Source organism: Streptomyces sp. NRRL B-1140, from assembly GCF_001280065.1.
In the GTDB taxonomy this organism is placed as follows: Bacteria; Actinomycetota; Actinomycetes; order Streptomycetales; family Streptomycetaceae; genus Streptomyces.
The window spans coordinates 297,758-319,280 of sequence record NZ_LGEA01000102.1 but is presented as its reverse complement, the minus strand read 5'-3'; the positions used below and the strand labels follow the sequence as shown (position 1 = coordinate 319,280).

At 73.0% G+C, this 21,523-nt stretch carries 21 protein-coding genes; 10 read left to right on the top strand and 11 right to left on the bottom strand.

From position 1 onward, the window contains the following. Positions 1-201 precede the first annotated feature (201 nt). Genes ADK65_RS22235 through ADK65_RS22225 form a run of 3 tightly spaced genes read left to right on the top strand, consistent with a single transcriptional unit; the run spans position 202 to position 3,457 of the window. The gene (locus ADK65_RS22235; RefSeq protein ID WP_053672098.1) at positions 202-1,647 is read left to right on the top strand and encodes a glycosyltransferase family 4 protein; all 1,446 of its coding nucleotides are present in this window, start codon (positions 202-204) and stop codon (positions 1,645-1,647) included. Then, the gene (locus tag ADK65_RS22230; RefSeq protein WP_053672097.1) at positions 1,641-2,390 is read left to right on the top strand and encodes a class I SAM-dependent methyltransferase; all 750 of its coding nucleotides are present in this window, start codon (positions 1,641-1,643) and stop codon (positions 2,388-2,390) included. The genes ADK65_RS22235 and ADK65_RS22230 overlap by 7 nt, the downstream gene beginning before the upstream one ends. Next, on the top strand, positions 2,387-3,457 hold the full coding sequence (locus ADK65_RS22225) for a prenyltransferase (protein WP_053672096.1): 1,071 nt from the start codon (positions 2,387-2,389) through the stop codon (positions 3,455-3,457). The genes ADK65_RS22230 and ADK65_RS22225 overlap by 4 nt, the downstream gene beginning before the upstream one ends. 95 nt (positions 3,458-3,552) lie before the next feature. Here the strand turns inward: ADK65_RS22225 and ADK65_RS22220 are convergent, their stop codons facing one another. The 7 genes from ADK65_RS22220 to ADK65_RS22190 form a co-directional block, all read right to left on the bottom strand. Then, positions 3,553-3,843 carry a hypothetical protein gene (locus tag ADK65_RS22220; protein WP_053672095.1) on the bottom strand — a complete coding sequence of 97 codons (291 nt, stop codon included), beginning with the start codon at positions 3,841-3,843 and terminating at the stop codon, positions 3,553-3,555. 46 nt (positions 3,844-3,889) lie between these two features. After that, entirely contained in the window at positions 3,890-4,900 is a 1,011-nt protein-coding gene (locus ADK65_RS22215) for an LLM class F420-dependent oxidoreductase (RefSeq protein WP_053672094.1), read from the bottom strand. 99 nt (positions 4,901-4,999) lie between these two features. Next, entirely contained in the window at positions 5,000-5,812 is an 813-nt protein-coding gene (locus tag ADK65_RS22210; protein ID WP_053672093.1) for a DUF5336 domain-containing protein, read from the bottom strand. A 158-nt stretch (positions 5,813-5,970) separates the two neighbouring features. Then, complete coding sequence (locus ADK65_RS22205) at positions 5,971-6,921, bottom strand: N-acetylmuramoyl-L-alanine amidase (protein WP_053672092.1); 951 nt, start codon at positions 6,919-6,921, stop codon at positions 5,971-5,973. Positions 6,922-7,014: 93 nt separating this feature from the next. Next, complete coding sequence (locus ADK65_RS22200) at positions 7,015-7,302, bottom strand: hypothetical protein (protein WP_053672091.1); 288 nt, start codon at positions 7,300-7,302, stop codon at positions 7,015-7,017. A gap of 120 nt (positions 7,303-7,422) precedes the next feature. After that, positions 7,423-8,073: a class I SAM-dependent methyltransferase gene (locus ADK65_RS22195; RefSeq protein WP_053672090.1), complete on the bottom strand. Its 651-nt coding sequence runs from the start codon at positions 8,071-8,073 to the stop codon at positions 7,423-7,425. 102 nt (positions 8,074-8,175) lie between these two features. After that, a complete protein-coding gene (locus tag ADK65_RS22190; RefSeq protein ID WP_053672089.1) occupies positions 8,176-9,915 on the bottom strand; it encodes an MFS transporter in 1,740 nt (579 codons plus the stop codon). Positions 9,916-10,142: 227 nt separating this feature from the next. On the opposite strand from ADK65_RS22190, the gene ADK65_RS22185 reads away from it, so the two are divergent. Continuing rightward, positions 10,143-11,615: an MFS transporter gene (locus ADK65_RS22185; RefSeq protein ID WP_078956086.1), complete on the top strand. Its 1,473-nt coding sequence runs from the start codon at positions 10,143-10,145 to the stop codon at positions 11,613-11,615. A gap of 94 nt (positions 11,616-11,709) precedes the next feature. Here ADK65_RS22185 and ADK65_RS22180 read toward each other — a convergent pair whose 3' ends face one another. Further along, entirely contained in the window at positions 11,710-12,924 is a 1,215-nt protein-coding gene (locus ADK65_RS22180; RefSeq protein WP_053672088.1) for a hypothetical protein, read from the bottom strand. A 351-nt stretch (positions 12,925-13,275) separates the two neighbouring features. Between ADK65_RS22180 and ADK65_RS22175 the strand changes: the two genes are divergently transcribed. From ADK65_RS22175 to ADK65_RS22165, 3 genes are read left to right on the top strand one after another with little or no spacing between them, the layout of a single operon-like run. Then, on the top strand, positions 13,276-14,133 hold the full coding sequence (locus ADK65_RS22175) for a MaoC/PaaZ C-terminal domain-containing protein (RefSeq protein WP_053672087.1): 858 nt from the start codon (positions 13,276-13,278) through the stop codon (positions 14,131-14,133). 31 nt (positions 14,134-14,164) lie between these two features. Then, positions 14,165-15,241: a Zn-dependent alcohol dehydrogenase gene (locus ADK65_RS22170; RefSeq protein ID WP_053672086.1), complete on the top strand. Its 1,077-nt coding sequence runs from the start codon at positions 14,165-14,167 to the stop codon at positions 15,239-15,241. Between the two features lie 11 nt (positions 15,242-15,252). Next, complete coding sequence (locus ADK65_RS22165) at positions 15,253-16,194, top strand: 3-oxoacyl-ACP reductase (RefSeq protein WP_053672085.1); 942 nt, start codon at positions 15,253-15,255, stop codon at positions 16,192-16,194. Between the two features lie 80 nt (positions 16,195-16,274). Here ADK65_RS22165 and ADK65_RS38915 read toward each other — a convergent pair whose 3' ends face one another. Continuing rightward, positions 16,275-16,442 (bottom strand): hypothetical protein, encoded by a 168-nt coding sequence (locus ADK65_RS38915; RefSeq protein WP_199825677.1) that lies wholly within the window; start codon positions 16,440-16,442, stop codon positions 16,275-16,277. A 49-nt stretch (positions 16,443-16,491) separates the two neighbouring features. Then, on the bottom strand, positions 16,492-17,862 hold the full coding sequence (locus ADK65_RS22160; protein ID WP_053672084.1) for a hypothetical protein: 1,371 nt from the start codon (positions 17,860-17,862) through the stop codon (positions 16,492-16,494). 197 nt (positions 17,863-18,059) lie between these two features. Here ADK65_RS22160 and ADK65_RS22155 point away from each other — a divergent pair, with 197 nt between their 5' ends. From ADK65_RS22155 to ADK65_RS22145, 3 genes are read left to right on the top strand one after another with little or no spacing between them, the layout of a single operon-like run. Further along, positions 18,060-18,914, top strand: a complete 855-nt coding sequence (locus tag ADK65_RS22155; protein WP_053672083.1) for a Nif3-like dinuclear metal center hexameric protein — start codon at positions 18,060-18,062, stop codon at positions 18,912-18,914. After that, positions 18,911-19,654, top strand: a complete 744-nt coding sequence (locus ADK65_RS22150) for a zinc ribbon domain-containing protein (RefSeq protein ID WP_078956085.1) — start codon at positions 18,911-18,913, stop codon at positions 19,652-19,654. Before ADK65_RS22155 ends, ADK65_RS22150 begins: the two co-directional genes overlap by 4 nt. A 20-nt stretch (positions 19,655-19,674) precedes the next feature. Further along, on the top strand, positions 19,675-20,889 hold the full coding sequence (locus tag ADK65_RS22145; RefSeq protein ID WP_053672081.1) for a bifunctional RNase H/acid phosphatase: 1,215 nt from the start codon (positions 19,675-19,677) through the stop codon (positions 20,887-20,889). On the opposite strand, the gene ADK65_RS22140 is transcribed toward ADK65_RS22145, so the two are convergent. Next, positions 20,864-21,514: a bifunctional 4-hydroxy-2-oxoglutarate aldolase/2-dehydro-3-deoxy-phosphogluconate aldolase gene (locus tag ADK65_RS22140; RefSeq protein ID WP_053672080.1), complete on the bottom strand. Its 651-nt coding sequence runs from the start codon at positions 21,512-21,514 to the stop codon at positions 20,864-20,866. The genes ADK65_RS22145 and ADK65_RS22140 overlap by 26 nt on opposite strands. Positions 21,515-21,523: the final 9 nt, after the last annotated feature.

Here is a 21,523-nt window from a genome sequence, read left to right as displayed (position 1 = left end):
CGTTCCGTGACCGTCCGTGAGGACGGGTGATCACACAGCATGGCACGGGCCCGGTCGTGGCGTGAATCACCTGATCCACTGCTCACAGCACCCTTACCTGCCGGTAGATTCAGAGCCTCCGAACGATCAAGTCTGAAACTTGTTCTAGATTAGCTTCCCGGCGTAATCTCGCGGGACCGTGCAGGGAGAAGGGGGCCCGGAGTGACCGCTGAGGCCAGGGAGGCCGGGGCTCCACAGGCCCTCGCTGCCGACGGCTTGCGACCGCTCAACATCGCGCTCCTCACCTATAAAGGGAACCCGTTCTGCGGCGGCCAGGGCGTCTACGTCCGGCACCTCTCGCGCGAACTGGCCCGCCTCGGGCACCGGGTCGAGGTCATCGGCGCCCAGCCGTACCCCGTCCTCGACGAGGGCCACGACGGGCTGAGCCTCACCGAGCTGCCCAGCCTCGACCTGTACCGCCAGCCGGATCCTTTCCGCACGCCCGGGCGCGGCGAGTACCGCGACTGGATCGACGCGCTGGAAGTCGCGACGATGTGGACGGGCGGTTTCCCGGAACCCCTGACGTTCTCGCTGCGTGCCCGCCGCCATCTGCGCGCCCGCCGCGGCGAGTTCGACGTCGTGCACGACAACCAGACCCTCGGCTACGGCCTGCTGGGCGATGTCGGCGCGCCCCTGGTGACGACCATCCACCACCCCATCACCGTCGACCGGCAGCTGGAGCTGGACGCGGCCGACGGACGCAAGCGGCGCCTGTCGGTGCGGCGCTGGTACGCCTTCACCCGCATGCAGAAGCGCGTCGCGCGCCGCCTGCCGTCCGTGCTCACCGTGTCCGGCACCTCGCAGCAGGAGATCATCGACCACCTCGGAGTCCGGCGGGACCGCATCCACGTGGTCCACATCGGCGCCGACACCGACCTCTTCTCGCCGGATCCGTCCGTGCCGGTCGTACCGGGCCGGATCGTGACGACGTCCAGCGCGGACGTGCCGCTGAAGGGTCTGGTGTATCTCGTCGAGGCACTGGCCAAGACACGGACCGAGCACCCCGGCGCCCATCTCGTCGTCGTCGGCAAACGGCCCGCCGAGGGTCCCGTCGCCCAGGCGATGGAGCGGTACGGCCTCGAAGGCGCCGTCGAGTTCGTCAAGGGCATCTCCGACGCGGAACTCGTCGACCTGGTGCGCTCGGCTCAGGTCGCCTGTGTGCCGTCGCTCTACGAGGGGTTCTCGCTCCCCGCCGCCGAGGCCATGGCGACGGGCACGCCCCTGCTCGCCACGACCGGCGGCGCCATACCCGAGGTCGCCGGCCGCGACGGGGAGACGTGCCTGGCCGTACCGGCCGGCGACGCGGATGCCCTCGCCGCCGGCCTCGGCCGCCTGCTGTCCGACGCGGACCTGCGCGCCCGCCTCGGCGCGGCCGGACGGGAGCGCGTGCTCCGGCACTTCACCTGGGCCAGGGCCGCGGAGGGCACGGTGGCCCGCTACCGCGAGGCGATCGAGCAGGCCGGGGTCCGCACCGTGCCGCGAATCTCCGGCCGTTCGGCCCCCACGACAGGTGCTGCGGCCGCGGCACCCGTAGTCCCCGCGGCTGCTGTCTCCGCAGCCCCGGCAGATGTAGAAGGCGTCAACTCCGAAAGCAGGGCCACGTGCTGACCGTCGACTTCTCCCGGTTCCCGCTCGCCCCGGGGGACCGGGTCCTGGACCTCGGCTGCGGGGCCGGACGGCACGCGTTCGAGTGTTACCGGCGCGGCGCGCAGGTCGTGGCGCTGGACCAGAACGCCGAGGAGATCCGCGAGGTCGCGAAGTGGTTCGCGGCGATGAAGGAGGCCGGTGAGGCGCCCGAGGGCGCCACCGCCACCGCGATGGAGGGCGACGCCCTCGCGCTGCCCTTCCCCGACGAGTCCTTCGACGTCGTGATCATCTCCGAGGTCATGGAGCACATCCCGGACGACAAGGGCGTCCTCGCCGAGATGGTGCGGGTGCTCAAGCCCGGCGGGCGCATCGCCGTCACCGTCCCGCGCTACGGCCCCGAGAAGGTCTGCTGGAGCCTCTCCGACGCCTACCACGAGGTCGAGGGCGGCCACATCCGCATCTACAAGGCGGACGAACTGCTGGAGAAGATCCGCGAGGCCGGCCTGGAGCCCTACGGCACGCACCACGCGCACGCCCTGCACTCGCCCTACTGGTGGCTCAAGTGCGCGTTCGGCGTGGACAACGACAAGGCGCTGCCGGTGCGGGCGTACCACAAGCTGCTCGTCTGGGACATCATGAAGAAGCCGCTGGCCACCCGGGTCGCCGAGCAGGCGCTGAACCCGCTGATCGGCAAGAGCTTCGTGGCGTACGCGACCAAGCCGCACCTGCCGCGTCTGGCCGACACCGGGGCGGACGCGACGTGACGACTCCCCGGACGGAACATCTGGTCCTGCCCGGGGTCCTCACCGCGGGGCAGGCCGCCGCGACCGTCGCCGGCATCCTCGCCGTGCAACGTGAGGACGGTGCGATCCCCTGGTTCCGGGGGCACCACCTGGACCCGTGGGACCACGTCGAGGCGGCCATGGCCCTCGACACGGCAGGCGAGCACGAGGCCGCCGAGCGGGCCTACCTGTGGCTGGCCCGGCACCAGAACGAGGACGGCTCCTGGTACGCCGCCTACACCGACGGCGAGGCCGACGCGGTCACCGACCGCGGCCGGGAGACCAACTTCGTCGCCTACATAGCCGTCGGCGTCTGGCACCACTACCTCTCCACCGGCGACGACGCCTTCCTGGACCGGATGTGGCCGACGGTGTACGCGGCGGTGGAGTTCGTGCTGCGCCTGCAGCAGCCCGGCGGGCAGATCGGCTGGCGGCGCGACGACGACGGCACGGCCACGGCGGACGCCCTGCTGACCGGGAGCTCCTCGATCCACCACGCGCTGCGGTGCGCGCTGGCCATCGCCGAGCAGCGTGAAGAGGCACAACCGGACTGGGAGTTGGCGGCCGGTGCGCTGCGGCACGCCATTGGCCATCACCCCGAGCGGTTCCTCGACAAGAACCGGTACTCGATGGACTGGTACTACCCGGTGCTCGGCGGCGCCCTGACCGGCGCGCAGGCCAAGGCCCGGATCGAGGAGGACTGGGACCGCTTCGTCGTCCCCGGGCTGGGGGTGCGCTGTGTCGTACCCAACCCGTGGGTGACGGGCGGCGAGTCGGCCGAACTCGCCCTCGCGCTGTGGGCGATGGGAGAGTCCGACCGGGCGCTGGAGATCCTTCAGTCGATCCAGCACCTGCGCGATCCGGAGAGCGGGCTGTACTGGACCGGGTACGTCTTCGACGACCAGGCGATCTGGCCGCGGGAGTTGACGACGTGGACCGCGGGGTCGCTGCTGCTGGCCGTGGCCGCGTTGGGTGGGCACGAGGCGACGTGCCAGGTGTTCGGGGGAGCGGACTTGCCTGTGGGGCTCGAGTCGGACTGCTGCGCCTAGGAGCCCGGGGGTTCCGCCTGGTGTGCGGGCGCGGGTCCTGCGTGGCTTGTCGCGCAGTTCCCCGCGCCCCTGAAGGCGAGACCCTGAAGGCGTTGTCAGTGGCGGGCCCTGTTGGCGATCGCGTGGCCCACGCACAGGTACACCACCGCCGCCAGGCCGTAGCCGCAGACCACTCGGGCCCATGCTTCGTCGAACGTGAACAGGTCGTGCGACCAGCCGGCGAGCCAGCGGGCCGCGTCGTGGATGAACTGGACGAACGAGTTGCCGGGGTTGGCGTCCAGCAGGTACATCAGAATCCAGAGACCCAGGATGAGGGCCATGATGTCGGCCACGACCGCGACGATCGTGCCGACTTGACTCGCGCCGTTGCGATATCGAGGGGACATAGTCTCCGGATTGCCCTTGAACTCTGGATGAAACCCGGGGAATCGCTCAGGAGTTCAACTCCGCGAGAACCCGCAGGGTGTGCGGGTCGGGGCTGAGGACGAGGAGGTCCGTCACCGGGCCCTTGCGCCACAGCTCCAGTCGCTCGGCGATCCGTTGGCGCGGGCCGACCAGGGAGATCTCGTCGGCGAAGGCGTCGGGGACCGCCAGGACGGCCTCCTCCCGGCGGCCGGAGAGGAACAGCTCCTGGATGCGGCGGGCCTCGTCCTCGTAGCCCATGCGGGCCATCAGGTCGGCGTGGAAGTTGCGGGCCGCGTGCCCCATCCCGCCGATGTAGAAGCCGAGCATCGCCTTGACGGGCAGCAGGCCTTCGGCGACGTCGTCGCAGACCCGGGCCCGGGCCATCGGCGCGACCAGGAACCCTTCCGGCAGCTCCGCCAGGGCCGGGCCGTAGACCTCGGGGCGGGTCGGCGCCCAGTACAGCGGCAGCCAGCCGTCGGCGATCCGGGTCGTCTGCGCGACGTTCTTCGGTCCCTCCGCGCCCAGCAGGATCGGCAGATCGGCGCGGAGCGGGTGCGTGATCGGCTTGAGGGGTTTGCCGAGCCCCGTGGCGTCCGGGCCCCGGTAGGGGTGGGTGTGGAAACGGCCCGCCACCTCGACGGGGGCCTCGCGGCGCAGCACCTGCCGCAGGACGTCGACGTATTCGCGGGTGGCGGTGAGCGGCGAGACGGGGAACGGGCGGCCGTACCAGCCCTCGACGACCTGCGGGCCGGACAGACCGAGGCCCAGCATCATGCGGCCGCCGGAGAGATGGTCCAGGGTGAGGGCGTGCATCGCGGTCGTGGTGGGCGACCGGGCCGCCATCTGCGCGACCGCCGTGCCGAGGCGGATGCGGGAGGTGTGCGCGGCGATCCAGGTGAGCGGGGTGAACGCGTCCGAGCCCCAGGACTCCGCCGTCCAGACCGAGTCGTAGCCGAGCCGCTCGGCCTCCTGCGCGAGGGGCACATGGCCGGAGGAGGGGCCCCGGCCCCAGTAGCCGAGCGCGAGACCGAGCCGCATGCCTGCCTCCTGACGGTGCGTCAGCTTACGGAGGCGACGACTGTACGGCAACGGCCCCCCACCCGGAAGGGCGAGGGGCCGTGCGAGAGGGGTGCGGGCTCAGCCGCGCTGGATGCCCGACGTGTCCTGCAGGACGCCGCGGCGGCCGTCCTGCGTCTGGGCGACCAGAGCCGCTCCGCGCTGCTCGACGGCCAGGTACCAGGTACCCGGGGCGAGTTCGGCGATCGGCGTGGGCGAGCCGTCCTCCGCGAACAGCGGGCGCGGCACCGGCACCGCGAACCAGAACGGGGAGAAGTCCCCGGCCGGCGGCTGCGGAGCCTGGGCCTGCTGGGGCTGAGGCTGACCGCCGTACGGCTGCCCCGGCTGCGGCTGGCCGTAGCCGCCGGGCTGCTGTGCGCCCGGGTAGCCGTAACCACCGGGGGGCTGGGCGCCGTAGGGCTGCGGGGCGGCCGGGATGAGGGCGCCCTTGAGGACCGGGACGAGGGGCGTGGCGAGGGCGGCGGCCGCCAGCAGCAGCGTGGCGACGAGGGCGAGGATCATTCCGACGCCGGGACTCGGAAGATAGTCGTCGCGGGTTCCCTCGATGTTGTCGTAGCCGCCCGTCACGTCGAGGATGTTGCCGAGCGCGCTCCACGCGGCGAACACCGTGAAGGCGGCGCCGAACTGGCCGAGCTCGATCCCGGCGACCTTGGGGGCCTGCGGCAGGCCGCGCGCGAGGACGACGAGTGCCGCGCCGATGATCCCGGCCAGCACGACGCTGAACACGACCGGGCCGCTGCCCCACAGGCTGGGGAGGTCGACGCTGTCGGGGACATTGTCGAACGAGTAGAGGTCGAGGAACGACGCGATCAACAGCAACACCGCTGCACCGATCACCACGCCGTCGCCCCGAGTGAGGGAGCGGATATTCACTTCAGGTCCTTCGTAGGTCGTCTCGTCGTCCGTGGAGGCGTCGCTGTCACCATGCCGCCGTGTGGACTCGGTGTGAAGCGCGGGGGTGGCCCCTCATCGTAAGGAGGACCCTATCGTCCGCCAGGTCAGGGTGTCCGCCGGGATCTGCCGGTCCGCCACTACCCGCGCAGAAAACTCACGATTCCCTCGGAGATCCCTTGCGCCGCCTTCTGCCGCCAGGCGCCGCTGGTGAGCAACGCCGCGTCCTTGCTATCGCGCATGTTGCCGCACTCGATGAACACCTTGGGAACCGTTGACAGATTGAGACCGCCCAGGTCCTTACGCGTGACGAGACCGCTGCCGTCGCCGATGTAGTTGGAGGGCGCGCTGCCGGTGACCGCCACGAAGCGGCCCGCGACGCGCTCGCCGAGATCGCGGGAGGGGCCGACGATCGCCCGGGTGTCCGCGCCGCCCGCGTGCACCGCGCCGGGCAGGATCACGTGGAAGCCGCGGTTGCCGGCGCCCGAGCCGTCCGCGTGGATCGAGACGACGGCGTCGGCCTTCGCCCGGTTGCCGATCCGGGCCCGCTCGTCCACGCACGGCCCGAACGGCCGGTCCCCGTCCTGCGTCAGCTTCACCGTGGCGCCCTGCTTCTCCAGCAGGGTGCGCATCCGGTGCGCCACGTCCAGCGTGAACTTCGCCTCGGTGTAACCGTCGTTGGTGGAGGTGCCGGTGGTGTCGCACTCCTTGGAGTTCGTCCCGATGTCCACGGTGCGGTTGATCTCGGACGGGTGCTGGAAGTTGCCCGGGTTGTGTCCCGGGTCGATGACGACGACCTTGCCCTTGAGCGGGCCGGAGGCGGCGGGCGCGGAGGCCGACGGGGTGTCCGTGGGCTCCGGGGAGGCGCTCGGCTCCTTGGCGTCGTCGGAGGGCGCGTTCGACGCGGCGGGCGAGGAGGACCGTACGGTCGCCCGCCCCGAACCCCCGTCGTCTCCCGAGCCGCCCACCGTCTCGTACACGAGCCAGCCGAGCAGTGCCCCCGGCACCAGCGCCGCGAGCGCGACGGTCAGGGGGCCGCGGCGGGGGCGGCGGGGCTGGGGAGGTTCGAAGTCCGGGCCTGCGTACGACACGTCTGCCACCCTAGCGGCCGCCGGCGGGGGCGGCGGGCCGAGGACGGCCCGACGGGTGGTGGCGGGACCGTGTCCGGACCTCGCGGACCCGGGCTACGCCCCGTTCCCGCCGTCGCCTGCGTGCCGTACCGCCTCCTTCACCCGCGCCTCCACCTCCTGACGCGGCGTGTCCTCCTGCTTCGCGTACCCGGTCACCGCCGCCTGGACGTCCCGGGCGAGATCGCGCCAGGCGCGCCAGGCCGTCTCCCAGGTGCTGGTCTGCTGCTCGCTCCACTTGGTCTGGGTGGGCGGCCCGTACGCGTCCTGCAGATGGCGCACGCGGGCGTACGCCTCGTCCGCCGCGCGCTGCTTCTCCACGAGCTCTTCGAAGGTGTGTGCCACGCGCCCGGATCCTTGGGCAGTGACGGTCGCCCACCGACGCGCCACGCCGCCCGTGGGCCGACCGGGCGGGGGCGCGCCCGGCGCAGTTCACCCGCCCGGGCGTCTGCCGGTGCCGCGCCCTCAGATCCCGGGCCCCGTGCGCCGCAGCACGCGCAGCGAGTCCGCCGCCGAGACCTCGGTGAACGCGCCGGAGGCGAGGGCGCGGAGGTAGACGCGGTAGGGGGCCTGGCCGGTGAACTCGTCCTGCGGGTCGGGGAAGACGTCGTGGATGAGAAGCAGCCCGCCCTCGGCGACGTGCGGCGCCCAGCCCTCGTAGTCGGCCGTGGCGTGTGCGTCGGTGTGGCCGCCGTCGATGAAGACGAACCCCAGCGGCGTCCGCCAGAACGCGGCGATCCGCGGCGAACGCCCGACCAGCGCCACCACGTGTTCCTCCAGGCCCGCCCGGTGGAGCGTGCGGCGGAACGTGGGCAGGGTGTCCATCAGGCCGATCTCGGGGTCGACCGTCTCCGGGTCGTGGTAGTCCCAGCCCGGCTGCTGCTCCTCGCTGCCGCGGTGGTGGTCGACGGTGAGCGCGCCGACCCCGGCCTCGCGGGCCGCGTCGGCCAGCAGGATCGTGGACCGGCCGCAGTAGGTGCCGACCTCCAGCAGCGGCAGCCCGAGCCGCCCGGCCTCCACGGCCGCCGCGTACAGCGCGAGGCCCTCACCGGTGGGCATGAACCCCTTCGCCGCCTCGAACGCGGCCAGGATCTCGGGCTTCGGGGCCGCGGGCATGGGGTTCCTCTCGGTCGTACGACGGTCAGGGCGCCCATCGTGCCGCACCCCCTGCCGCGAGGACGACAGGGGGTACCGGTGAGTAGGGGGGAGGGGTGGCGGTCAGGCGGGCACCGTCTCGCCCGGCAGCGACAGGTCCAGGTCGACCGGGCGCTCGTCGCCCGCGTGGGTCGCGGACGAGGCGAGCGGGCCGTGGCCCGTGGCCCGGGCGGCCACCACGTAGGAGCCCCGGTCGGGGACGACGAGCGTGTAGCTGCCGTCCTCCGCGGAGAGTGTCGCCCCTGCCTGGCGGCCGCGGCGGTCGATCAGCGTGACCTTGGCCCGGGCGACGGGGGAGCCGTCGGCGCCCAGCACCCGGCCGCGGAAGCCGCGCAGCGCCTGCTCGGCACGCTCCAGCGCCGCGTCCTCCTCGCTGCTCGCGCGCAACTGCGGCTTGCCCGAGGGGCGGCGGCCCGGCAGGAACAGCGCCAGGAGCAGGCCCACGGCCACCGCGCCCGTCGCGATCAGGAAGGAGACCCGGAAGCCGTGCATGGTCGGGATCTCGACGCCGCCGACGTTGTTCGCGGTGTTCGCCAGCACCATGCCGATCACGGCGCTCGACACCGAGGTGCCGATGGAGCGCATCAGGGTGTTGAGGCCGTTGGCCGCACCCGTCTCCGACGCCGGGACCGCGCCGACGATCAGCGCGGGCAGCGAGGAGTAGGCGAGGCCGATGCCCGCGCCCAGGAGGACCGAGATGACCAGGCTCTGCCAGGCGGCGCTCATCAGGCCGAGGCCGGCGCCGTAGCCGACCGCGATGATCAGCAGGCCGAGGATCAGGGTGAACTTGGGGCCGTACTTCGCGGACAGCCGGGCGTAGACGGGCGCCGTGAACATCATCGTCAGGCCGAGCGGCGCGACGAGCAGACCCGCGACGACCATCGACTGGCCGAGGCCGTAGCCGGTGGACGTCGGCAGCTGGAGCAGCTGCGGCAGGACCAGGGAGACGACGTAGAAGGAGACGCCGACCATGATCGAGGCGAGGTTGGTGAAGAGGACGGCCGGGCGGGCCGTGGTACGCAGGTCGACCAGCGGGGCCGCCACACGCAGCTCCATCACGCCCCACAGCACCAGCACGACCGCCGAGGCGCCGAACAGGCCGAGCGTGGTGCCGGAGGACCAGCCCCAGTCGCTGCCCTTGGTGATCGGCAGCAGGAACAGCACGAGCCCGGCGGACAGGCCGACCGCGCCCGGCAGGTCGAAGGAGCCCTCGGCGCGCATCGGGGACTCCGGTACGACGAGGAGGGTGAGGGCGATGGCCACGACGCCGAGGCCGGCGGCCCCGTAGTAGAGGGTGTGCCAGTCGCTGTGCTGGGCGACCAGGGCGGCGGCGGGCAGGGCGAGACCGCCGCCGACGCCGATGGAGGAGCTCATCAGGGCCATCGCCGAGCCGAGCTTCTCGCGGGGCAGCATGTCGCGCATCAGACCGATGCCGAGCGGGATGGCGCCCATCGCGAAGCCCTGCAGCGTGCGGCCGGCGATCATGAGCAGCAGGTCGCTCGTGAGCGCGCTGACCAGGGCGCCGACCACCATCACGGCCAGGCTCAGGATCAGCATGCGGCGCTTGCCGTAGAGGTCGCCGAGACGGCCCATGATCGGGGTGGCCACCGCGCCCGAGAGGAGGGTCGAGGTGAGGACCCAGGTGGCGTTGCTGGGGGCGGTGTCCAGCAGTTGCGGCAGATCCTTGATCACCGGAACCAGCAGGGTCTGCATCACCGCGACAACGATGCCCGCGAAGGCGAGCACCGGGACCACGGCCCCGCTCGCTCTGCCGGCGGGGCGGTCGGTCGTCGTCTGCGTCATTGAGGAGGGCCTCCGGGCCGGGAGCGTCGGGTTACGTGGAGTCTGAACCTTGTACGTCCAGGCAACTATTCCGTTGCTTCGGCACCCTAACGAAAACTTGACCTTTCCTTGGTCTGGGTGGGGTGTTGTGGGAGGGTTCATGGGGATTTGACCCCAGGCCTAGGTCTCCGGACCGAGACCCCGGCCCTGCGAAATCCCGATGCAAGGGGCGCGAGGGCGTTGAGAGCATGACACCCATGCCCGAATCCGCCGATGCCGCCACCGCCCGCCGCCCCCGCATACCCCGGCTGTCCCGGCTCTCCCGGATGCGTCCGCGCGGAGCGCCGCCGATGTGGCTCGTCGTGGCGCTCACCTGTGCCGGACAGTTCCTCGTCGTGCTGGACGTGTCCGTCGTCAACGTGGCGCTGCCGTCGATGCGGACCGGACTGGGGCTCAGCGAGCAGGGCCTGCAGTGGGTGGTGAACGCCTACGCCATCGCCTTCGCCGGGTTCATGCTGCTCGGCGGACGCGCCGGGGACCTCTACGGCCGCAAGCGGATGTTCCTCGTCGGGCTCGGCCTGTTCACCCTGGCCTCGGCGGCCGGAGGGCTCGCGCAGGACGACTGGCAGCTGCTCGTGGCGCGGGCCGTGCAGGGGCTCGGCGCGGCGGTGCTGGCGCCCTCGACGCTCACGATCCTCACCGCGTCGGTGCCGGAGGGCGCCGCGCGGGCCCGGGCCATCGGGACCTGGACGGCCGTCGGCGCAGGCGGCGGTGCGGCGGGCGGTCTGGTGGGCGGGCTGCTGGTGGAGACGCTCTCCTGGCGCTGGGTGCTGCTGATCAACGTGCCCGTCGGGGCCGTGGTGCTGTGCGCCGCCGCCTGGTTCCTCACCGGGGGCCGCGCCGGGGACGGCCGCCGCCTGGACCTGCCGGGCGCGCTGCTCGTCACGGCCGGTCTCGGCACCCTGGCCTACGGCATCTCCCAGACGGAGGCGGCGGGCTGGACGGCACCGGCCACCCTGCTGCCGCTGCTCGCCGGTCTTGCCCTGCTCGGGGCGTTCCTGTGGGTCGAGGCCCGCACGGCGAGCCCGCTGATGCCGCTCGGTCTCCTGCGCGTGCGCTCGGTGTCCTCGGCGAACGTCTCGATGTTCCTGTGCGGCTCCGCGATGTTCTGCATGTGGTTCTTCATGACCCTCTACGCCCAGAACGTCCTCGGCTACAGCCCGATCGAGGCCGGCCTCGCCCTGGTCCCGAGCTCCCTCGCCGTCATCCTCGGCTCCAAGCTCGCCCCGCGCCTGATGCGGCCGGTCGGCCCGCGCAACGTCGCCGCGCTGGGAACCCTCGTCGCCGTGGCCGGGTTCGCCTGGCAGTCCACGATGGCCCCCGACGGTTCCTACGTCACGGCGATCCTCGTCCCCGGGGTTCTCATGATGCTCGGCGCGGGCCTGGCGGCGACCCCCCTCGCCTCCCTGGCCACGTCCGGAGCCGCCCCCGAGGAGGCGGGCCTGGTCTCCGGCCTCGTCAACACGTCCCGCACGATGGGCGGCTCCCTGGGCCTGGCGGTCCTGTCCACCCTGGCGGCGGCGGAGTCGGCGGGCAGCACCACCCCCGAGTCCCTGACGGCGGGCTACGCTCTCGCGTTCCGCGTGGGGGCGGCGGTGCTGACAGCCGGGGTCGTGCTGATGTGGGTGTGGCTGCCGCGGCGGGCGGACCGGGCGCCGTGAGCGCGAGCCGGGCTGTGGCCTGCCCGGGCGCGGGCCTCGCGGAGGGCTTCCCCGCGGTCGCGGTCCGCGAGCAGCACGCGGATGCGCCGGGCGGTCAGGGGAGCGGAGTGGGGCGGGCCGTGTCCAGCAGTGCGGCCAGCGTCCGCATGAAGGACTCCGCCGAGTGGTCCGCGTGGTCGCGGACGCGTGCCGCGACCGTGTCCGCGCCGCCGCCCTCCAGGAGGCCCACGATCCGGTCCAGGTCCTGCCCGTGCCCCTCCTGGGTGGTCAGGTAGAAGTCCGTCGCGTCGTACGCCATGTGGAAGACGTGCTTCTTCACGTCGCTCAGCGTCAGGTAGTCGTCGTGCGTCTTGGGGGTCGGCTCGGGCGCGCCGACGCACACCGCGGGGGTGCCGGCGCCCCACGCGTTGACGGCCAGGTGGTACGTGTCCGTGATGACGAGCCGGTAGCGGGGCAGGACCCCGACCAGATCGCCGACCGTGGGAATGCCCGGGCGGGCCGCGATGTGGCTCACCGCGGCGGGGACGTCCCGGTCGAACCAGGGCAGCCACTCCAGCGGGGCGCCCAGACGGTCGGACAGGCCCTGGCAGAAGGCGGGCAGCCAGTCGGGGATCGGCGTCCGGGCGCCGAGGAAGACACCGATGGCCCCGCCCTGGGGCACCGACCGGGACCATTGCGAGACCGGGAGGTGGTCGAGGTCCCCGGGACGGGACAGCAGCGCCGCGTCCGAACCGAAGTGGTCGGTCGTACGGTCCCCGCGCAGATGCGCGAGCTTCGCAGCCGAGAGCGGATCCCGCACCCACATCCGGTGACTGCCCGTCACCAGGCGGGAGAACAGCGGGCCGTACTCCTTGTCCTCGTAGTCGGACTGCGTGTTGTGCAGGATCGTCCCGCCGTAGCTGAGGGTCCGTGCGAGGACCTCGTCCGGCTGGTCGGCGAGGAGCAGGACCCGGTTCAGCTGCGTCCGGGCGTCGTCCCGGTCCGTGGCGAAGCCGAAGTCGAGCAGACGGTTCGTCGCGTCCTGCGCCAGGTAGTGCCGGGTGTGCAGGAAGTCGCCCCAGAAGACGACGGCGTCATGGTCGCGGAGCGTGCCGAGGTGCTCGGCGAGCGGCTGGAAACGGAATGGGAAGGCGGTGCCGCGCGCACCCTCGCGCAGCGGCACGGTCTCCGGCGTGTGCAGCGTGTACCAGTCGGCGTCGAACGCGGTGTCCATCCGCCGCCGCAGGGACTCGAACGCCAAGTCCACGGTCAGCATGCCCGTGTTGCGGTACCCGATGTTCGGCGCGGTGATGACGGCGACGCGTCCCATGTGCTCCCGTTCCCCTGGGGTCCTCATCCGTGGCCGGCGGCCTCGACGTGCGGGCGCGCGGACCACCGGCCAACGTACACGCCCGGGTCGCAGCGGAAACCCCGCGGGTCACGGACCCGCCGTGCGGCGGGGCGGACGCGCTTGCCCGGACCGCGGCAGGACGAATGTCATCGCCACACCGATCTGACACGACGTCAGGAGCCTTCACAACTGAGGAGGCCTCGGCTATACAGAGGGCGCGGGACTGGAACGCGTTTCAGTTCGCGTCCTGGTCCGGCCCCAGACGGCCTCGGTGCGGCCGACGGTGCGGACGGCCGTACCGAGGTCCTTCCTCCGGCGATCAGGAGCCCCATGCCCATCGACGCAGCCAAGGCGCTCGCCGCCGCACCCCGGACCGGTGAACTCTCCTGGGACCACAAGGACGTGCAGCTCTACCACCTGGGCATCGGCGCGGGCAGCCCCGCCACCGACCCCGACGAACTGCGCTACACCCTGGAGACCAGGCTGCACGTCCTGCCGAGCTTCGCCACCGTCGCCGGCGGCGGAAAGCCCGGCGTGACCAGCGGGCTGTCCATGCCCGGCGTCGAGGTCGACCTCGCCCGCGTCCTGCACGGCGGCCAGAACCTCGTCATCCACCGGCCCATCCCGCCGACGGGCACCGCCACCGCGACCAACCGCATCGCCGCCGTGTACGACAAGGGCACCGCGGCCGTCCTCGTGCTGCGCACCGACGTCGCGGACACCGAAGGCCCGTTGTGGACCAACGACGCCCGGATCTTCATCCGCGGCGAGGGCGGCTGGGGCGGCGACCGCGGCCCCTCCGCCCGCCTAGAACCCCCCGCCGGGGAACCCGACCGGACCGTCGAACGGCCGATCCGCGACGACCAGGCCCTCCTCTACCGCCTCTCCGGTGACTTCAACCCGCTGCACGCCGACCCGGAGTTCGCCAAGCTCGCCGGATTCGAACGGCCCATCCTGCACGGCCTGTGCACCTACGGCGTCACGCTCAAGGCGGTCGTCGACACCCTGCTCGGCGGGGACGTGACCCGGGTGCGGTCCTACGCCACCCGGTTCGCCGGGGTGGTGTACCCGGGGGAGACCCTGCGCATCCGCATGTGGCCCACACCCGGCTCCACCCGGGTCGCCGTCAGCGCCGTCGAACGTGAGGACGCGCCCGTCCTCGCCGACACCGTCGTCGAACACACCTGACCCAGCACGCCGTACGAGGGGAGCCCGCACCATGCGCGCAGCCGTACTGCACGAGATCGGCCAGGACAAGCTGGAGGTCCTCGACGACGTCGAGGCGGTGGGGTTCGGGCCGGGCAAGGTGAGGATCCGGGTGCGCGCCACGGGGCTGTGCCACTCGGACCTGTCCGCGATGAGCGGGGTGCTCCCGCAGCCCGGGCCGTTCGTGCCCGGTCACGAAGGGGCCGGCGAGATCGTCGAAGTGGGCGAGGGCGTCAGCCGGCTGAAGGCCGGCGACCGGGTCGTCGTGTGCTGGCTGCCCGCCTGCGGCGCCTGCCCGGCCTGCAAGCGCGGCCAGACCCAGCTGTGCCTGGCCGGGTTCATGAACGCGGGCACCCCCAACTTCAAGCGCCCCGGCGGGGACGTGTTCGGCTTCGCCGGGACCGGAACCTTCACCGAGGAGGTCGTCGTCGACGCCGGCTGCGCGGTGCCGATCCCCGACGACGTGCCCTTCGACATCGCCGCCCTCATCGGCTGCGGCGTGACCACCGGCCTCGGCGCCGCGCTCAACACGGCCGATGTGGAGGCCGGTTCGTCGGTCGCCGTCATCGGCTGCGGGGGCGTCGGCATCTCCGCGATCCAGGGAGCCCGGCTGAAGGGCGCAGCCGAGATCGTCGCCGTCGACCCGGTGGCCGCGCGCCGCGAGTCGGCACTGAGGTTCGGCGCGACGCGAGCCGTCTCCCCGGAGGAACTGCCCGACGCCAAGCAGCAGGTGACCGGCGGCGAGGGCTTCGACTACGTCTTCGAGGTCGTCGGCAGGTCCGCCACCGCCCGCACCGCCTACGAGAACACCCGGCGCGGCGGCACCCTCGTCATCGTCGGCGCGGGCGCCATGGACGACTTCCTCCGGCTCAGCATGTTCGAGCTGTTCTTCGACGAGAAGCGGATCCTGCCGTCCATGTACGGCGGCGGCGACGTGCTGACCTCCTACGAACGCACCATCGCCCTGTGGCGCGCGGGCCGCATCGACCTGGCGGGCCTGATCACCCACCGGGTACCGCTCGTGGACATCAACGAGGCACTGGATCAGATGCGCACCGGGACCGCCCTGCGCACCTGCATAGAGATCTGAGGACGCCACCGATGCCACTGCCACTTCAAGGGCTGTCCGCCGTCGTCACGGGCGCGGGCCGCGGGCTCGGCCGGGCCGAGGCGCTGGAACTCGCCCGGCTCGGTGCCGCCGTGGTCGTCAACGACTACGGGCAGCCGGGCCGCGACGGCACGGGCGAGGCGTCAGCAGGCCCGGCCGAGGAGGTCGCCGCCGAGATCCGCGCGGCGGGCGGGAGCGCCCTCGCGCACACCGGGGACGTCTCCGACTTCGCACAGGCCCGCGCGCTCGTCGAGGCGGCCGTCACCGCCTACGGCAAGCTGGACATCCTCGTCAACAACGCGGGCATCCTGCGCGACCGCATGGTCTTCTCGATGACCGAGGAGGAGTGGGACTGCGTCCTCCGCGTCCACCTCAAGGGCCATTTCAACACCACCCGGTTCGCCGCCGCGCACTGGCGGGAGCGGTCCAAGCGGGCCCGGGGGCCGGTGTTCGGGCGGATCGTGAACACCTCCTCGGAGGCGTTCCTCGCCGGTTCCGCCGGCCAGCCCAACTACGCCGCCGCCAAGGGCGGGATCGTCGGCCTCACCACCTCCACGGCCCTCGCCCTCGGCAAGTACGGCGTCACGGCCAACGCCATCTGCCCGCGCGCCCGCACCCGGATGACCGAGGACGTCTTCGCGGGCATCGAGCAGCCCTCCGGCACCGGCCTCGACCCGCTCGCCCCCGAGCACGTCGCCCCGCTCGTCGGCTATCTGGCCTCGCCCGCCGCCGCCCACGTCAACGGGCAGCTCCTCGTGGTGCACGGCGGGATGGTCGCCGTCGTCGAACGGCCGCGGGTCGCCGCCCGGTTCGACAGCAAGCAGGACACCTTCACGTACGAGGAGCTGGAGGCCGTCCTCGGCCCGTACTACGCGGACCGGCCGGCGGGGGAGACGTTCGCCGCGGCGGAGGTACTGGGCCTGAGACGCGGGTGAGGGCAGGTGCGACGGACACGGAACGGCCCTCCCCGCTTGTGGCGGGAAGGGCCGTTCTCCGTTGGGTGACCGGCGTGCCGTCAGGCCGCGGTCACGGCCTGCCCGGTCTCCGTCACCGGCTTGCGGTGACGTCCGCGCGGAGCCGTCTCGCCGTCCTGCGTGGAGACTTCACCACGGTGCCGGCCGGGGCCGGAGGAAGGCTGCTGGACGTCGGCATCATTCATCTGGTTCGTGCTGGCGTCGCTCATCGGATGGAATTCACCCCGTCAACATGATCTTTTTTAGAGCCGGGTGAGTCTAACCGGCACCCCTGACCTCGGATCCAGGCGGGAACACCAACCGGCACTGGTTCGTTACAAGGCGTCCCAACGGCGCTTCCCGAAGGGGCACAGGACGGGCGGCCGAGGGCGCCGGAGGCTGGGCGGCCGGGGCCGGGGCCGGGGCCGGGGCCTGGGCCGGGTCCTGGGTCTGGACCTGGGGCTGCGGGCGAGGCTCGCCCGGTGCTGCGTGCCGGCCCGGGTGTCCTGGAGACGGGGCCGTCGGCCGCGGGGGCGAGGGCGGCGACTGTTCCGGCCGCGGACCCGCAGCGGACCCGGGCTCAGCCTCGGCGACGGGCGGTGGACTCACCTGCGCGACCCCGCACGGTACGGCCGCCGTCGCGTACGGCAGCCGCAGCACCCCTTCCGGCGTCCACAGGCCCGCCCCCGTCAACCACCCCTCGGGCGCCCGGAGATGGTGCAGCCGCCGCTCGGCCGGACGCCAGACCCCGACCCAGCTGCCCGCCGGCCCGTCCACCCGCAACGCCACAGCGCAGCTCTCGGGCGTCAGCACCTGCCCCGGCTGGATCGCGAACGGTGTGACGGAGCAGTCCCGCACACGCAGGCACTCGGGGAAGCGCACCGGCAGCGTGCTGCCGAGGACCCCCCAGCCCAGCCGGTCCTGTCCCGGCGAGGGCGCGTCCGAGCGGACGATCAGCAGCCCGCTGTCGTGGTCGGCGAGCAGCACCCGGTCGTCGCTGTCGTCGGCGATCTGCAGCAGCGGCGACACCTCACCGCCGCACTCCAGGTCCACCACGACGGCCTTGGTGCGGCCGTCGGACTCCCGGTCCAGAGCCAGCAGCCGTGCCGAGCGGTCCAGCCAGACCCCGCCCGAGCAACGGCCGGGCAGCTCCGCCAGCCGCTCGGGCCCCGTGGCGCCACCCGCCACCAGCCACACCGACGTCGTCCGCGGCCCGACGGCGAGGGCGTAGGCCCGTTCGCCGCCCGGGGCGGGCGGCAGCAGCCGCAGCCGGGCGGCCGGGTCCGGGCAGCCGACCGCGCCCAGAGGCAGCTCACCGGTGCCCGGGCCCGTCGGGTACAGCAGCGAGAAGGCGTGCCTCCCGGCCACCACCCGATGGATCAGCACCCGCCCGTCGGCCATCGGCTGCACCTCGGTGCCGGGCTCCTCCGGCTGGTTGCGCGGCAGGGGCACCGCGTACGGCTCGGGGCCGTCCAGGGTCCAGCGCTCCGGGAACCAGGAGCCGCCGGCCGACGCCAGACGCGCACCGTAGGAACCGTCCGCGGTGAATGTGCAGCCGGCGGGTGCGGACCCGTGCCCGCGGCCGCCCCCGCCTCCGTCCTCGTCACCGTCCTCGTATCCCGCCGAAGGCTCGATCGCACAGACCGTCATCGCTCGGTCACCTCCAGTGACGAAGGTAGTTCGCCCGCACGAACGTGGAATTCCGCTACAGCGGGCTTCACACGTAAGGGTGTTCCAGGAACGATTCGCCTGAGGAAAAGGGGGCGATTGTGCTGAGCGGGGCGATGGGCACCGGGAGCGGGCGGTGGCGGTGCAACGCCACAGATCAGGCGGGTAGCCTTGCTCCCGTGCCCCGTCTGTCTGAAGTCATCGCCGCGCTGGAGACCCTGTGGCCCGCCGAGCGGGCCGAGTCCTGGGACGCGGTCGGCACCGTCGCGGGCGACCCGGACCAGGAGGTCAGCCGGGTCCTGTTCGCCGTCGACCCGGTCCAGGAGATCGTCGACGAGGCGGTCAAGCTGGGCGCCGACCTGCTCGTCACCCACCACCCGCTCTACCTGCGCGGCACGACGACGGTCGCGGCGACGCACTTCAAGGGCCGCGTCGTGCACACCCTCATCAAGAACGACATCGCGCTGCACGTCGCCCACACCAACGCCGACACCGCCGACCCGGGCGTCTCCGACGCCCTCGCCGGCGCGCTGGACCTGCGGGTCACCGGGCCGCTCGTGCCAGACCCCACCGACCCCGAGGGCCGCCGGGGCCTCGGCCGCCTCTGCGCGCTGGACCACCCCGTGACCGTCCGCGAGTTCGCCGCCCGCGCCGCCGAGCGGCTGCCCGCCACCGCGCAGGGCATCCGCGTCGCCGGCGACCCCGAGGCGCTCGTGCGCACGGTCGCCGTCAGCGGCGGCTCCGGCGACAGCCTCTTCGGCCACGTACGCGCCGCCGGCGTCGACGCCTTCCTCACGGGGGACCTGCGCCACCACCCGGCGTCCGAAGCCGTCGCCCACAGCCCCCTCGCGCTGCTCGACGCGGCGCACTGGGCCACCGAGTGGCCCTGGTGCGAGCTGGCCGCGAGCCAGCTCGACGAGATCTCCGACCGGCACGGATGGGACCTGCGCGTCCACGTCTCGAAGACGGTCACCGACCCCTGGACCGCGCACGCGGCCTCGCCCCCTTCTGATCCCCTTGGAGCCCCGAACTGAACGCCGCGCCCGCCGACCAGATCCGTCTCCTCGACGTCCAGGACCTCGACGTCCGCCTCCAGCAGCTCGCGCACAAGCGCAAGTCGCTGCCCGAGCACGCCGAGATCGAGTCGCTGACCAAGGACCACACCCAGCTGCGCGACCTGCTCGTGGCCGCGCAGACCGAGGAGAGCGACACCGCCCGCGAGCAGACCAAGGCCGAGCAGGACGTGGACCAGGTGCGCCAGCGCGCCACCCGCGACCAGCAGCGCCTCGACTCGGGCGCCGTCACCTCCCCCAAGGACCTGGAGAACCTCCAGCGCGAGATCGCCTCCCTCGCCAAGCGGCAGGGCGACCTCGAGGACGTGGTGCTGGAGGTCATGGAGCGCCGGGAGTCCGCGCAGGAGCGGGTCGCCGAGCTGACCGAGCGCGTCACCTCCGTCCAGTCGAAGATCGACGACGCGACCGCGCGCCGCGACGCCGCCCTCGAGGAGATCGACGGCGAGGTCGCCACGGTCACCAAGGAGCGCGAGGTCGTCGCCGGATCGATCCCCGCCGATCTGCTGAAGCTCTACGACAAGCTGCGCGGGCAGCAGGGCGGCATCGGCGCGGCGAAGCTGTACGCGCGCAGCTGCCAGGGCTGCCGGCAGGAGCTCGCCATCACCGAGCTGGCCGAGATCCGCAAGGCGGCGCCCGACACGGTGGTCCGCTGCGAGAACTGCCGCCGGATCCTGGTGCGCACGTCCGAGTCCGGCCTCTAGGCCTTCAGGGAGCCCTTCCGGTGCGGGAGTTCATCGTCGAGGCCGACGGCGGGTCGCGGGGCAACCCGGGGCCGGCCGGCTACGGGGCCGTGGTCAGCGACGCGGCTACGGGGGAGACCCTGCGCGAGACCGCCGAGTACATCGGCGTCGCCACGAACAACGTCGCCGAGTACCGCGGCCTCCTCGCCGGCCTGCGCGCCGCCCACGCGCTGGACCCCGAGGCGACGGTCCACGTCCGGATGGACTCCAAGCTCGTCATCGAGCAGATGTCGGGCCGCTGGAAGATCAAGCACCCCGACATGAAGCCCCTGGCCGCGCAGGCGGCCCGGGTCTTCCCGCCCGGACGGGTCACGTACGAGTGGATCCCGAGGGAGCGGAACAAGCACGCCGACCGGCTGGCCAACGAGGCGATGGACGCGGGGGTCAGGGGAGAGCGGTGGTCGGAGGCGGCCTCCACGGCCGAGCTGGACACGGCGGCGCAGGAGGCTTCAAGGGTTCCGGAGGGTCCCGAGGCCGCAGAGGGCAATGCCGACGCCGACACGCGGTCCGCTCACGCCGACACCCGGGCCGCCCAAGCCGTGGCCGCCCCCGGGTGGGCCCCCGCCGACATGGGCGCGCCCGCCACCTTCGTGCTGCTGCGTCACGGCGAGACCCCGCTGACGCCCCAGAAGCGGTTCTCCGGCAGCGGCGGCACCGACCCCTCCCTCTCCGCCACGGGCCGGGAGCAGGCCGAGCGGGCCGCCGCGATGCTGGCCCGGCGGGGCACCGTCCAGGCCGTCGTGTCGTCGCCGCTCGCCCGCACCCGGGAGACCGCCGGGATCGTCGCCGCCCGGCTGGGGCTCGACGTGAGCATCGACGACGGGCTGCGCGAGACCGACTTCGGCGCCTGGGAGGGCCTCACCTTCGCCGAGGTGCGCGAGCGCCACCCCGACGACCTGAACGCCTGGCTGGCCTCCCCGGACGCCGAACCCACCGGTGGCGGCGAGAGCTTCGCGGCGACGGCCGCCCGGCTCGCCGCCACCCGCGACAAGCTGGTCGCCGCCCACGCGGGCCGCACGGTCCTGCTCGTCACGCACGTGACCCCGATCAAGACGCTCGTCCGGCTCGCCCTGGGCGCCCCGCCGGAGTCCCTCTTCCGCATGGAACTGTCGGCCGCGTCCCTGTCGGTCGTCGCCTACTACGCGGACGGCAACGCCAGCGTCCGCCTCCTCAACGACACGTCCCACCTGCGCTGAGCGCCGCCGCCTCCCGGGCCAGCACCTCGACGCGCCCCCAGTCGCGCGAAGCCACGGCATCCTGCGGCAGCATCCAGCTGCCGCCCACGCACCCGACGTTGGGCAGCGCCAGATAGTCCGGGGCGCAGTCCGGGCCGATCCCGCCCGTCGGGCAGAACCGCGCCTGCGGCAACGGCCCCGACAACGACCTCAGATACGCCGTACCGCCCGCGGCCTGCGCCGGGAAGAACTTCATCTCCCGCACCCCGCGCTCCAGCAGCGCCACCACCTCGGACGCGGTCGACACCCCCGGCAGGAACGGCACCCCGGACGCCCGCATCGCCTCCAGCAGCACGTCTGTCCATCCCGGACTGACCAGGAAGCGGGAGCCCGCGGCCACCGCCTCCACGACCTGCTCGGGCCGGATCACCGTCCCGGCCCCCACCACCGCCCCGGGCACCTCCCGGGCGATCTCCCGGATCGCCTCCAGGGCCGCGGGCGTCCGCAACGTCACCTCGATCGCGGGCAGCCCACCCGCGACCAGCGCCCGCGCCAGCGGTACGGCGTCGCCGGCATCCTCGATGACGACGACGGGGACGACGGGCGCGAGGTCCAGCACGGACGCGGGCAGGGCGGGGGAGACCATGGCGTCATC